Below are 13,471 nucleotides of genomic sequence, written 5' to 3'. Positions count from 1 at the left end.
TATTGGTTAGAAAACAGACCCGCTGCTAATCTCTGGCAGTACTGAACCAGCAGAGCAGGGATATTTTCTGGTAGAGCTACTGAGATTAATTATTTAAGTTTTGCGGAAGGGGCATAAAAAAACCTGCCCGGAGGCAGGTTTTAAAGTTTGCTGTGTGTAATTAAAGGGGAAATTTTTATTTAATGGGTTTTACTAAGGGTTATTCTACTACTTTGGTAAGGGCCACAAAGTTATCGTGTTGTTTTGGTGATAACACGGCTAATACATTTTTGTTGTATTCTTCGTCAATGGCTTTTAATTTTTTAGCCCGCATTTCAGTATCGTTGGCATACATTTCATTTACTTCTTTGGCAGCCATTAATTTTTCTACCGTAAAAGCTTTTACTCTAATGTACTCTTGCTCGTTTAAACCAATTTTCTGAGCCAGTTGGCGGGTAGTTTCAGTGGCTTTCGCTTTAATTTGCTCAGGCGTGTCCTGGGCAGCCTGGGCAGACAGCAGTACTAAAAACAAAAAGGCGGAAGTAAATAATTTTTTCATAATAATAAATATAAAGTTAATTCTATATAGCTTAATTCTGTTGTTTACTGTTTTACTTTAATTTGGTTGCTATTTAATATAGATAATAAAATATATGCAATTATATATAAATATCCTGACATAAAAAAAATATTTGAGAAAAATATTTTAAATTAATTTTAGAATAATGCAATATATTAAACTTAAATAAGTCATTCCGAAATCTGGAAAATATTAACGTTCTTAAATATTAATTAAAATTTGATTTATATCATAAAAATATATCTAATTATTTAGTAAGCAAAGAAATTAGATGCATTTAATTAATAATATATTTTTTTTAATATTTATCGTTAGGGTAAATTTTCACCTTAGTTTTTTGAAACAATTTAGTAGCAGTTTTAAAAGTTTAAATAGGATGAATGCTATTTGGGTTAAATAAATTTGTTGGTAAAAATGAGGTTGATATTTATGTGTTTTAGCAGGTATTTGGCTGGGTCTATAAATAAATACAAAAGAGCAAAGCCAGGTTAAGCACCGGCAAACAGGAAGTCTACACGCAAACGAGCAAGTAAATATTGCGGAAATCTGCGGGCAAGAACCTGGCTTTAAGAAATAATGCTTGCAGCGTTCTGGTATAATGCTATACAAAGTTGCCAACTTACTTACGGCTAAAGGAAGCACCGGTAAGTAAGTTGGTATAAATTAGCTAATGTAATAATTGATTTACAGCGTATATTAATTGGGTGAGTTTGGGTACTTTGGTTTAATTTATTTGCCAGCCTTAATAGCCTTTAGGTAAAGTAATGCCTTTGATTTTGCGGTAAAGAGAAATAGCTGCCTGGTCGGTTAAGCCCGAAATAAAATCTGTAATGCGCAGTATACGGTTGTAAGTATCTGGGCTGATGGTGCGGTTTACATCTAAATATTGGTCCGGAACCAGATCGAGTAATTTCTGGTGCCGGCGGGAGTTAGGTGCAAAAACGGCTTGTAAAAACACTTCGAGTAAGCCGCCCAATACCTCAAAACCAGCTGCTTCAATTTCCAGTACCGGGCGGTTGCGGTAAATCTCTTTTACCGATAAAGCTTTTATTTTATCCAGTACGGCTTTGCAACTCACTTCCGAAATCAAAGGGCTATCGTAAGTGCCATTGAGAATTGCGGTTTCGTTCTGAATAAATATTTCGGCGGTTTCGGTTATAAGTTTATCTATAATACGGGCGCGTAGGTAACCAATTTGCTCGCGCCAGTCGTAAAACTCCAGGCTCGATTTACGCGCCGGGCCCTGGTCCAGAATTTGGTTTAATAAAGCCAAGCCTTGCTCCGGCGATATTAAGCCCAGGCGGCAGCCATCTTCAAAATCAATAATGCGGTAGCAAATATCGTCGGCGGCCTCTACCAGAAAAGCCAGCGGGTGGCGGTGGTAAAATACCTGATCGGTTACTTTGGGTATCAGCCCCAGTTCATCGGCAATAATCCGGAACCAATCTTTCTCGCTCTGGAAAAAACCGTACTTTTTTTCGCTGGTGTGGGTGGTGCCTTTTAGGTTAGGTAAGCTTTCTTTCGGGTATTTGGTAAAAGTAGCCAGCGTGGTATAGGTTAGGCGTAAGCCGCCGGGCATGTTGCACTGGGCCGGATAGGTATGTGTTAAAATCCGGAAGCCGGCCGCATTGCCTTCAAAATTTTGCAGGTCGGCTTTTTGAGTGGCGGTTAAGTTGTTTAAAAAAGGTTGCGCTGCCGTGCTCTGGAAATAAGCCGAAATGGCATCTTCGCCGGAGTGGCCAAACGGTGGATTGCCAATGTCGTGGGCCAGGCAGGCGGCGGCCACTATATCGCCAAAATTTGCCTCATTAATATAGTTAGAGGTTTTCAGGCCCGGGTAATTGTGTAAAATTTGTTTGCCCACCAGGCGGCCCAACGAGCGGCCCACGCAAGAAGTTTCGAGGCTGTGGGTTAAGCGGGTGTGTACAAAATCGCTTTCGGGCAAAGGCATAACCTGCGTTTTATTCTGAAGCCGCCGGAAAGCCGAAGAAAAAACAATCCGGTCATAATCGCGCTGGTACTCGCCACGGGCCCACTCATCCGAATCAGCTAAAAGCTGCCCCTGGTATCTTTTCCGGGAAAGCAGATTTTGCCAGTGCATTTGCGTCATAAAAAGCTATAATATTTTAGCGGGCAAGTAAAGCGATAATTTTGGAAAGTAAAACCGAAGAGAAAGAATAATCCAAAATAAATATACAACGCCACCCAATCCCAGCGGTGCCACAAAAGGGTAGATGGCGTTGCGTACTGATTAAAAATAAATTTTTAATCGCTTACTATTAAATACCGGGTTTAATTAATATTTAATAAATTTTACCTGTTTTGTGTTTTTGCCCTGCACTATTTGTAAGATATAAAAGCCTTTGTTTAACGGTGTAATATCTAAATTAAACGGATTATTCCCCGACGAAACATCGCGGCTGATAAAGGCATGTTCCCGGCCAATATAGTCGTAAACGGTAACCCACAGCCGGCCGCCGGTTGGCGTAAAATAATCGAAGTAGAGGTTGTTGTCTAATACCGGGTTGGGATATAATTTGATGTATGCGGTTAGGCTATTTTCGGAGCCGGTTTGCCGCACCGGCGAGTAAGCGTATTGTCCGTTGGTATTTACCAGCCGGAGCCGGTAATACGTAAAACCCTGGTTCGGCTGTGGGTCGGTAGTAGTGTAATTACCTTGGCCATTAGCCGTAACGCGGGCTATTTCGGACCACTTTACCCCCGATAAACTTTTCTCGACTACGTAATACGCCAGGCCGGTTTCGGGGGAAGTTGTCCAGTTTAGTTGGGCTGTGCCGTTGGTTTGCAAGGCTGCCACAAATGCGGTGAGTTGGGGCGGTAAATTACAATCGGTCGCAACTGCGGGTACCATGCGCGTAGAACCACAAAAATTACTCAGGAAACTGCTGCTAATAATGCGGGAACCGCCATCTACATCGTTGCGGCCGCTTAAAGCGCGGGTAGTTTGTCCGCGGGCAATAGAATAATGCATAACGGCCCGCGGCTGAATAATATGAGCCAATTGGTGGGCGTGGCCTAGTTCGTGCAGGGCAGTGGTTTCAAAGTCGAATTGCAGAGAAGTAGCGGTGGCGGGGCCAAATTGCCAGGTTACGGTATTGTTGAACTCCATATCAAATTCGCTTACCCAATAACTTTGGCTGTTGCCCAGCCGGCAGCCTTCGTAGCGGCTAATGGTGCGGCCCAATACATTGGCCGGTAAATCGGCGGAGGGTGCAAACCGGATCAGGTTTACTTTATCTTCGGCGGGGGCGGTAACGGTGGCTGTACCGCTGGCCTGCCAGTTAATGGCCGTATAACAAGACCAGGTTTGCATGGCGCGCATAAACGCATTGCGGGCCGCTGCCCCAACGTTGCCAGCAAATTGCAGCGTATAACCGCCAGCCTGGTTGGTGTTGGTGTGGTATGGCTGATACGGTAATCCTTCGCGTAAAACGTTAGTAAAAGCATAGTTTACTACCAGGCTTTGGGTGCTGGTTACTGTATTGGGGTCGTTGTTGGTTACCCGTATCTGGCCATTGCCGGCTACGCCGGTGCCTCCTTCGGTTAGCGACGGCACCTTTACCTGAATCATGTCGTCGCGCCACAAAACGTAATCCGATGCCAAAGGGCTGATATAGGAACTGCCCCCATCGTTGGAGTTCTTGAATTCTACAAAACCATTGCCGCGCGTAGCCCCAAAATTAGACCCGGTAATGGTTAAAATAGCGCCGGTTCCGGCTGTAATGCTATCGGGGCTAAAACCCAAAATGGCCGGTATACCGTAGGTGCGGGCTGCGGGGTGCGGCGTGGTAATTATTACCGGGTTATTTTTTTTTAAATCGGGGTTTTCTTTTACCGTGCGGAGGTTTATTTGTGGATAGGCTTGTAAAGCTGGGTAAAGCTCGTTGGGAATGCTGGTATACGTCCGGAACGGATCCCGGGCACCCCGGTGAGGTAACTGGTACTGAATAAAACCTTGCTGACTGCTGTAAACGCTGTAAACCGGCCGGTTGGCTAAGGCTTCGTTGGCGGCAGTTAACCGCGATGGTTCCAGAAAAAATATACCCTGCTGGCCGGTTTGCAAGCTTAAAGTAGCCGAAAAAACGTGTATTTTATTATCTAAAGCGCCGCCTTCGGTTATTACTTCTACCAAAGCCGGATTACTTATATTACCTTTAAATATTTTATATACTTCTAGTTTGTTAGAGGTATAAATATTTTGCCGTTTGGTGTCCCAAAACGCTTCCTGGGCAATTACTTTCCCTTCCAGAATTACCGTGGCTTGTTCTATACGTTGCGACAAGGGAGCCGGTACCAGCATACAGGGTTCCTGCGCAAAAACCGGATGTAGCCAAAACAATCCTGCTACTATAAAGGCTACATGTTTGTATCCCGGCCATCTTTTCTTTAACAGCTCTTTTATATTTTTCCAGTACATGCCAGGTTCGTAAATTTTAGTAAAGTAAATCTGTTTACGTACATTTTGTTATTGTTTTAATTTATTTTTTAGAAGCCGCTGGAAAATATTTTACCGGACCAATCAACCGGATACCTGCCCCACCATTTACCAAATAAATGAAAGAAAGGATTTAGAGCTATTGGGGAAATAAATAGAAATTTAGGCCATAATTTAAGTAAAAACTTCTGTTTGTTGTAACAGCAACCGGTAAATATTTGCGCTTAAAAGTTGTTTAGCGGTATTTAACTTATTCCAGTAGGAATTACCAGACAGCCCAATATTTAGGATAAGGAAATAGCTATTTATACTGGGTAGATAATGGGTAATGCCCTTATTTGATAGTTATTAGAGCTTAAACAGTAATCTTATCTGCATCCTGTTGCATAGTTCTGGCCTAAATTAACCGGATAGCTATAGTAAACGCAAAATTACTTAATGGCCAGGTAAAATGCTGGTGCTTGGTAGTGAGTTGAGAATTTTTTGGGTAGAGGCGGGAAGCAAAAAAAACGCTGCTCCCAATAGCTTGCAGCCCTGCATAGGCTACGTTCCAGAAAAAAGGATTCCGGGCTATTATAAAGAGCAGCGATTTCAAAAATTATATAAACGGGTAATTTTATTACCCAACGGGTATCTTTTAAATGGTTTTACTAACTACCTGAATTTTCACTTAGTTAGAAAAAAAGCCGTAATCTGGTTATAAATATCAATTATTGGCCTGGAAATAATTAAAACGGAAAGCTTTAAACCGCCGGAAAAAGAAATAGCAGCAGCCAAAAAGGGCCAGTTCCAGAATTGCTTCTAATAAAATGGTGATAATAATGGTAGACATGTTTTTTTATTAAATGGGTTAGGGCTTACTTTTTAGGAATTAGGGTTTCTGAAGATAGAGGTAGAAGCAGGAGAAACTGTTTGTTTGCTTAGGTAGGATGAGTTGCGCAGTGCGGCTAGTAAAGTAGCCGGCGTAAGAAGTAACCGGGCACCAAAAGTTAAAATGATTCGGGCCGCTACATAGTTGGTGGTAATAGTTGATTTCATAGTTTTAATAATAGGTCGGTAGTAATATTTAAATGGTTTTGCAAAGTTTCTCAAAGCTCATTTGGGTAACCTTACATTTCATTATTTTACAAGAACTAGGCCAATTTTATAATTATTGAATATTGGATATAATTAAAGTAATTTCGGGTATTCTGTTTATTAAAACTGTCCGGTTTTAGAACAAGTGTACGGTTTTAAGCTGTCCGGCTTTGATACACTTTACTAACCGGGTAAAAATGCTGTTCAACCTACAAGATTCAGAATAAATGAAAATGGTTGCGTGGTATCAGAAAAAAATAAAATATTTTTCTAAACAACTCACTTTTATGCCCTAAGACCAGTATTTGCTTTGCAAATGAAGACCAGTTAGGCTAGTTTTGCTGTGCAAAATTTGTTTAACTTATTTCATGAAAAAGGTTTTAATTATTGTTGTCCTGCTGGGTTTAATAGGTGGGTTCTTGTACTACCGTAACTTTGTGTCTTCGCCTAAATATTCGCTGCTGCAGGCCCATGAGGCTATGCAGGAACACGACCTGGAACAGTTTCAGAAGTACGTAGATGTAGAAAGCGTAACCGGCAGCCTGGTAGACCAACTGGCAGCTAACCAAAGTATTATTAGTGCCATCAATCCGGGAAGTTTGATAACCAAGCAGGTGCTCCGGTTTATGAAACCACAACTAACCCAGGTAGCGGGCAAAGAAATTCAGAAATACGTAGAAACCGGCGATTTTAAAAAAGATCCCAACGCGCCCCGGCGTAAAGTAGATATTTCGCTTTCGGGCTTATGGCACAAAGTTGTAAGCGATAGCGCTGATTTTAAAGGGGTAAAGTATGTAAATGAGCAAGGCGAGACCGCTTTGGTGGGCCTGGAGTTTACCCAGCCCCGCTACGATACTACCCTGGTACTGGAAGTTAAAATGCAGGATAAAGGCGATTATTGGCAGGTAGTGCAGCTTACCAATACCAGCGAATTGCTAAAACACACCTCACGGCTGCAAAAACAGCGTATTGCCCAAAAGCTGCACCTGCGCTAATATTCATTATAAAAACTACCTGCGCGTAGCACCTGGCAAAGCGCAGGTAGTTTTGTTTTAGGTATAAGGCAACTAATACAAGGCTATTAAATATTGGATTAGTTGCCAGGTGCCGTATACCACCAGGAAAAGCAGGGCCAGTATTACCAATACAATTAAGGCAATTAAACCGTTGCCGCTGCCCTGGTATTTACCCTCCTGGTAATGTTTGCGTAATAAATTTACGTTGCGCTGGTTGGCTTTAAAAGCAAAATCGAAGATGGTACCAATAACCGGAATACTCCCGAAAATAGCATCTAAAGCCAGGTTGCCCAGCATCATAATCCAAACTTTGCGGCTTACACCGTGCTTAATCATGGTTAAGAGTAAACCCGACGACACGGCAAAGCTGGCAATGCTGCCGCCAAACGGAATCAGGCCCAGAATGGGATCCAGGCCAAACCGCAGGTTGGTACCCGGTACTCTAAACTGGTTATCCATAAACCGCGAAATCAATTCGATCCAGCGGAGCCGCTCATCGGCCGCCAGGTTTTTAGGAGCGTCTATATTGTTATTAATCATATAAATAATTTCGGTTGTTAGCTGTAAATAATAAACTCTTGTTTTAATAAAGAGAAATATTGGCCTGATAAACAAATATTTACCTTGCTATATTCCTGTTGTTAAGCCTGCATACGTGCAGGAGCGGTGCCAGGGTATAAACTTTTCAATCGCTAAACTTCTTTTGGTCTTGCATAAATTATTCAATTACTTATTAAGCTATATTCTTTTACTGACGGTATTGCCTTTTCCCTTGCTAGCGGTCAATCCTACCGATAGTATAACTACCGTAAGTTCCGATAAAATATTAGCTGGTATTTTTGCCAATGATGCTACTTTCCGGACCGATTATTATTATACCCAGGGTTTAGGCGTTAACCTGGTGCACCCGGCGCTCCAAAAATCGCCGGTTACTAAAATATTGTTGCCGGCGGCGGTGGGTAGCACCCGCTTTTACGGTTTGCAAATCCGCTACGATGGCTTTACGCCCTTAAAGATTTTAGAAGCCAATATCCGCTACGGCGACCGGCCTTACGCGGCCTATGTATTTATAAAAAGTTACCAGGTTAATAACCAACCCCAAAAAAAACAACGCTTCACATCCGGCCTCGACCTGGGTTTTATGGGCCCCGGTGCAGGCGCTAAAAATTTCCAGATTAAAGTGCACGAGTGGTTAAATTCGCCGCGGCCTTTGGGTTGGGATAACCAAATTCAGAACGATATAATTCTGGGCTATACCCTCGACTACGAAAAACAATTGCTGGGTTTGGGCAGAATTTTGGAAATAATGGGTAATGCTGGTGCTTCGGCCGGAACATTGTATACCCATGCCAACACCGGTTTATTTATTCGGGCGGGCAAAATGAACCCATATTTCTGCAATCTGGGTATAACGGCCCGGGAAAACCGGAGCAGCTTACAAAAGTTTCAGTTTTATGCCCAAGGGCGATTAACCGGTAAACTGGTAGGCTACAATGCAACGCTACAAGGCGGACTTTTAAATCGGGATAACCCCTATACCCTGTCGGCGGGGCAAATTTCGCGGACGGTGCGGCAGGAAACAGCGGGTTTAGTTTGTACTTACGGTGGTATTAGTTTCGAGAGTTCCGTAGTATGGCAATCGCCGGAGTTTGAACATGCCCGCCGCCATAAATGGATGTTTTTTGAATTGCGGTTTACCTTGTAAGCTTTGGAATAATTAACTTAAAAGCTAAGTTAAGCGATAGTTTGTATTAAGAAGCCACCGGAACTAATCCTCATAAACATAAAGAAGGCGGAGCCGAAATATTATTTCGGCTCCGCCTTCTTTATACAAATAAAAATTGTTTTGGGTGTAGGTGCTATTTGTTGCCGTTGCTTTGGTGCGTGGCTATAATTTCCTGTAAAAACTGGAAAAAGGGTGCTGCAAATTCTTCGCGACGTAACGCAAATTCAACGGTTGTTTTCAGGAAATCGAGTTTATTGCCAATGTCGTAGCGCTGGCCTTCTATGGTATGCGAATAAATTTGCTCGCGTTTTAATAAATTGAGCATGGCATCGGTAAGCTGCAATTCGTTGTTTTTACCTTTGGGCGTTTCTTCAATGGCTTTAAAAATGCCGGGTGTTAAAATATACCGGCCGGCAATAGCCAGGTTAGAGGGCGCCGATTCAATGGCTGGTTTTTCTACCAGTTGGTCTAGTTGCAGAATAGAATCGCTTAGTTTTTTGCCGCCTACAATACCGTAACGGTTTACTTTGTCGGCCGGTACCGTTTCTACGGCAATTATCGTCGATTGGTATTGGTCGTATAAATCGCTGAGCTGTTGCGTTACCGGAATAACCGAACTCATAACGGTATCCCCCAGGAGGACCGCAAATGGCTCGTCGCCGGTGTGCTGGCGGGCGTAGTAAATGGCATCGCCTAAACCTACAATTTCTTTTTGCCGGATAAAGTAAATATTGGCCATATCCGAAAGCCGGCGCATTTCTTTATACAGCGCTTCTTCTTTTTGTTGCAGCCGTTCTTCCAGTTCAAAATTGCGGTCGAAGTGGTCTTCAATGGCGCGTTTGCCTTTACCCGAAATTATTAAAATATCTTCTATGCCCGAGTCTACCGCCTCTTGCACCACATACTGGATGGTAGGCGTATCTATAATCGGGAGCATTTCTTTGGGCTGCGCTTTGGTGGCCGGTAAAAAACGGGTGCCCAATCCGGCGGCAGGAATTACGGCTTTTTTTATCATAATATTGGTTTACGGTCTATGGCAAGTGGCCATAGAAATAGTAAAAAAGTTAATCTTAAAAGGGAAATGAGGTTCTTCGGTATTTATTATAAAGAATCCTTTAGGTTATGGCGCACAAGTAAATAACCGACTGAACGCTACAAAACTAAATAATTGTGGGTTTAATCACGCGGGCATTCAGCTTTTTAAATTCAACTATTAATTTATTTAACATGCTGTCGCCGTAATATAACCCAATAATAGAACCACCTGAGCCGGTAAAAGTTGCCGAAGCACCAGCCGCCCGCGCCGTATTTATTAATTCCATGTTGCTATCGCTTATTTTCATGATTTTGCAGCGCAGGTCAAAGTTTTCGTTCATTAAGTCATGCAGCAATTTATGATCTTTCTGCAAGATAGCGTCTTTTCCTTGCTCGGCCAGGGATGCAATATTGGCCAGGGTTTCTTTTACAAAGGTATCGCCTTGGTCGTAGCGGGTGCGCACATCGTTAAGTACTTTGCCCGATACTTTACTCAATTCAGTTTTGTAGGCAATAAATACATTGGGTAGCAACGTGGGGTCTAAGGGTTGGTAAATGCCGTGGCCCTTCGTTTTAATTTGTTCTTCGTTAAAATCCATGTAAACCAGGCCTTCATACACCTGAATTACGCGGTCTTGCAGACCGGCATTAATGCCTAATTCATCTATTTCGGCCGATAGGGCCAGACTGGGAAAAATTTCCTGCGGTATGGTTACGTTGTAAAACTGCGACAGCGCCCGCATGGTGGCAATAATAATAGCACTGGAACCCGCCAAACCCACCTGCCGCGGAATAGACGAACTGTACCGGATGGTAAAGTTTTTATTGGCCAGGGTAATATTACTTTTCTGACAGAATTCGCAGAACTTTTTAATAGCGGCTTTAATAAGGGGTATACCGCCGTGGTAACCCGTTAAACTTATTTGTTCGCAGAGTTCATGAATATTTTTGTATTGGTGGCAGTCTTGCTGCTGCGGCGCTATCTCCAGTTCGGGTGTTTGGTAAAGCTGAATGTGTGCACCATAATTTTTAACAATCAGCGAAATAGTCTTGCCAAAATAGCCATCCGAAGGGTTACCCAGAATAGCAGCTCGGGCATACGCCCGGGTTTCAATAATCATGTAACTAGTATTTAATTAGCCGTCCCAAAATAATCGGGTATCGGGCAAAAGTAAAAAATAAAACCAGAAAATTTATACCTTAACGGTGGAATAAATATTTAGTTTTCTTAATATTTATTTGGCTATATATTTTTTTACCTGATTACATTTTAAAGTTTACCCCCACGCCGGAAAAACGCCGGTCCCTATTAGGAATTGCAGCGCCAGGAATACCCGGATAACAGCAAAGTAAAACCGGTTGCGCATCATAAATACTGGTTTAAGCCCAAAGCTACCAACCATATATTAGGACACTTTAAAGCGCAGATTATTTTTTTGTGAATGTTGAGGTAATTACAACAGGCCGTGTGGTTTTATAAAGTAATTTGCAAGGTTAATAATTCCGATTCGCCGTTGTCGTTGTCGGTAATGGCTAGGGCCCGGAAAGTATGGCTGTTTTCGGCTGACTCAATTACAATCGACTCAATCTTGCCCTGGTAAGTAGCGCCATTAACTTCCTGTATTAAAGCTGTATAGAGGGTTTGCGGCGTAGCATCGGGTTCCATAGCCGCTGCTGGCACATAACCCACAAAGCTACCCAAAACTTCGCCGTCCTGAATAGCATCAGGTGTGTTTTCTACGGCGGCGGTAAAAAATAAGGTGTTTTTATAAGCAACTGCTCCCGAAAAGCGCGCGCTTAAACCTTTGATTTCAGGTAAATCGAACTGGGTAAGTGTATAGGCCGGTATTTGGTTTGTAGGTTTTACCAGGCTTTGCAAAAAATTGGCGGCATTAAACCGAAATACCACATTAGGACCGGTTACCGCCGAGCGTTGCCACAAAAACAAATCTCCGGCTGAGGTGGTAGCGGCGGCTTCCAGGTTTAATAAATCGCCGAGGAGCAGTTCTTTATTTTGTTGCAGGGCTTGGTAAAGCGGCGCGAGTGAAAATTCCTGTACTACGGCCGGGTCGCCGGTAACTTCGGGTAATTTAATCAGGTAGCCTTTTTGCCGGTTGGGTGCCGAGCCTGAGCCCAGGGCCAACAGGTGTTCTTGCCCGTTTATGGTAAGGGTGGTTAAACATTCCAGATCGGGTTTAATGGCTTTTGGAATTCGGCCGGTGTTAAAGTTGCTCGTGGCAAATAACGCAATGGTATCGGTGAGTTTAAAACTTGGTAAATCCAATACGTACAAATAAGGCGAATCGTCGCCGATAACGTAAACTTTGCCGTTTATAATTTCAATGCCGGAGGCCGACGGAATATTGGAAAAACGGATTTTATCCAGGATTTTAACTTGCATCTTAGCGGCTTTATCAGGGGTTTGCACCGGCGCTTGCTTTTGCCTTTGCTGGCACGAAAACACAACGGGAATAAAAAAGCAAAACAGGCCCAATTGCCAGAGTCGTGTAATCATTATGGGTATTAACTTTACAAATGCTATTATTTCAGGTTACTATAAAAGCAACCAAAATTATTAAGCTTGGTATTGTTACGACCAGGCTATTAAAAAGATTATTTTAACGAGCGGTTACCAGGCTAACCAATGACCAGGTTGCTTTTTAAGTAAGGCGTAGGTTTTATAATAAGGTACATTTTAATTTATTTAACCTGCCGTTTACTAGAGGATTGTACTAAATACTAAGGCTTGTAATATTTATATGATTGATTTTTCGAAAGAATTTGAATACCGTACCTCCCGCAGCGGCGGCCCCGGCGGCCAGAATGTAAATAAGGTTTCTTCTAAAGTAGAATTGCGGTTTCAGGTAAATAATTCGGAGTTGCTAACCGAAGAAGAGAAAGCATTGTTGCACGAAAAGTTGGGCAATTATATTACCCAGGAAGGTTACCTGCAGCTTACCTGCCAAACCGAACGCAGCCAGTTAGCCAATAAAGAACGCTGTATTCAGAAATTTTACGAGTTGCTGGGCAAAGCTTTTACAAAACAAAAAGCCCGTAAAGCCACCAAACCCTCCAAGGCCTCGCAACAGGAGCGCATTGCTTCCAAGAAAAAGTTATCCGATAAAAAAGCCAACCGCGGCCGCGTCCGCTCTTCTGATTATTAGGGTATACCGGCTAATTTTAGCAACACTAAGATTTATAAATCTGAGGGGAGTAAGCTAGAGAAACCAGAACTTACTGGCATTATGGCGCAAGTTTTATCAATTCCAAAATTTCGTTTTCTTCTGAATTTAAGAATTCCTGGATAGCTTCTATATTTTTATGAAGTAACTCTGCTATGGATTTGGTGTTTATAATTAGCAGTTCTTAACCAAATTATCTTTGAAGGAAAGCCCCTGATTACATTTAAATCAACAAAATCTGAGTCTAAGGTAACTATGGCAAAATTGTGCTTTTTTGCATATTCGAAAATTTCGATATCAAAGGCATTTTCTAAAGCAAGCTGCCGGACCTGCTTTGCTGCAGAAAATATGTCTGCTAATTGCTAACCAGCTTTGGTGAAATATTCTGGTCGAATAACAGGGTCAAGAGGCAATCTTAAG

The 13,471-nt window shown here is 42.5% G+C and carries 13 protein-coding genes; 3 read left to right on the top strand and 10 right to left on the bottom strand.

Annotated elements, in window-relative coordinates; translation table 11 throughout:
• Window positions 1–199 precede the first annotated feature (199 nt).
• The 5 genes from ACO1R6_RS12465 to ACO1R6_RS12445 form a co-directional block, all read right to left on the bottom strand.
• Window positions 200–538 (bottom strand): hypothetical protein, encoded by a 339-nt coding sequence (locus tag ACO1R6_RS12465; RefSeq protein ID WP_486265189.1) that lies wholly within the window; start codon window positions 536–538, stop codon window positions 200–202.
• A gap of 763 nt (window positions 539–1,301) precedes the next feature.
• Window positions 1,302–2,669, bottom strand: coding sequence for a deoxyguanosinetriphosphate triphosphohydrolase (locus ACO1R6_RS12460; protein ID WP_486265188.1), 1,368 nt, complete (start codon window positions 2,667–2,669; stop codon window positions 1,302–1,304).
• A 186-nt stretch (window positions 2,670–2,855) separates the two neighbouring features.
• The gene (locus tag ACO1R6_RS12455) at window positions 2,856–4,997 is read right to left on the bottom strand and encodes a T9SS type A sorting domain-containing protein (protein WP_486265187.1); all 2,142 of its coding nucleotides are present in this window, start codon (window positions 4,995–4,997) and stop codon (window positions 2,856–2,858) included.
• A 724-nt stretch (window positions 4,998–5,721) separates the two neighbouring features.
• The gene (locus ACO1R6_RS12450) at window positions 5,722–5,847 is read right to left on the bottom strand and encodes a hypothetical protein (protein ID WP_486265186.1); all 126 of its coding nucleotides are present in this window, start codon (window positions 5,845–5,847) and stop codon (window positions 5,722–5,724) included.
• 32 nt (window positions 5,848–5,879) lie between these two features.
• Window positions 5,880–6,053, bottom strand: a complete 174-nt coding sequence (locus tag ACO1R6_RS12445) for a hypothetical protein (protein ID WP_486265185.1) — start codon at window positions 6,051–6,053, stop codon at window positions 5,880–5,882.
• 407 nt (window positions 6,054–6,460) lie between these two features.
• On the opposite strand from ACO1R6_RS12445, the gene ACO1R6_RS12440 reads away from it, so the two are divergent.
• Entirely contained in the window at window positions 6,461–7,087 is a 627-nt protein-coding gene (locus ACO1R6_RS12440) for a DUF2939 domain-containing protein (RefSeq protein WP_486265184.1), read from the top strand.
• Window positions 7,088–7,159: 72 nt separating this feature from the next.
• On the opposite strand, the gene ACO1R6_RS12435 is transcribed toward ACO1R6_RS12440, so the two are convergent.
• The gene (locus ACO1R6_RS12435) at window positions 7,160–7,648 is read right to left on the bottom strand and encodes a DUF4112 domain-containing protein (protein ID WP_486265182.1); all 489 of its coding nucleotides are present in this window, start codon (window positions 7,646–7,648) and stop codon (window positions 7,160–7,162) included.
• A 169-nt stretch (window positions 7,649–7,817) separates the two neighbouring features.
• Between ACO1R6_RS12435 and ACO1R6_RS12430 the strand changes: the two genes are divergently transcribed.
• On the top strand, window positions 7,818–8,813 hold the full coding sequence (locus ACO1R6_RS12430; protein ID WP_486265180.1) for a lipid A deacylase LpxR family protein: 996 nt from the start codon (window positions 7,818–7,820) through the stop codon (window positions 8,811–8,813).
• Between the two features lie 154 nt (window positions 8,814–8,967).
• On the opposite strand, the gene galU is transcribed toward ACO1R6_RS12430, so the two are convergent.
• The 3 genes from galU to ACO1R6_RS12415 form a co-directional block, all read right to left on the bottom strand.
• Window positions 8,968–9,849, bottom strand: a complete 882-nt coding sequence (galU, locus tag ACO1R6_RS12425) for a UTP--glucose-1-phosphate uridylyltransferase GalU (protein ID WP_486265178.1) — start codon at window positions 9,847–9,849, stop codon at window positions 8,968–8,970.
• Between the two features lie 145 nt (window positions 9,850–9,994).
• Window positions 9,995–10,990: a mevalonate kinase family protein gene (locus ACO1R6_RS12420; RefSeq protein WP_486265177.1), complete on the bottom strand. Its 996-nt coding sequence runs from the start codon at window positions 10,988–10,990 to the stop codon at window positions 9,995–9,997.
• A 353-nt stretch (window positions 10,991–11,343) separates the two neighbouring features.
• The gene (locus ACO1R6_RS12415) at window positions 11,344–12,384 is read right to left on the bottom strand and encodes a DUF6929 family protein (protein WP_486265175.1); all 1,041 of its coding nucleotides are present in this window, start codon (window positions 12,382–12,384) and stop codon (window positions 11,344–11,346) included.
• Between the two features lie 244 nt (window positions 12,385–12,628).
• On the opposite strand from ACO1R6_RS12415, the gene arfB reads away from it, so the two are divergent.
• A complete protein-coding gene (gene arfB / locus ACO1R6_RS12410) occupies window positions 12,629–13,033 on the top strand; it encodes an alternative ribosome rescue aminoacyl-tRNA hydrolase ArfB (protein ID WP_486265173.1) in 405 nt (134 codons plus the stop codon).
• A 155-nt stretch (window positions 13,034–13,188) separates the two neighbouring features.
• On the opposite strand, the gene ACO1R6_RS12405 is transcribed toward arfB, so the two are convergent.
• Entirely contained in the window at window positions 13,189–13,401 is a 213-nt protein-coding gene (locus tag ACO1R6_RS12405) for a DUF5615 family PIN-like protein (protein WP_486265221.1), read from the bottom strand.
• Window positions 13,402–13,471 lie beyond the last annotated feature (70 nt).

It is taken from the genome of Adhaeribacter sp. (assembly GCF_057359045.1).
The sequence above is the reverse complement of the archived record's forward strand: the minus strand, read 5'-3'. Positions and strand labels throughout refer to the sequence as shown.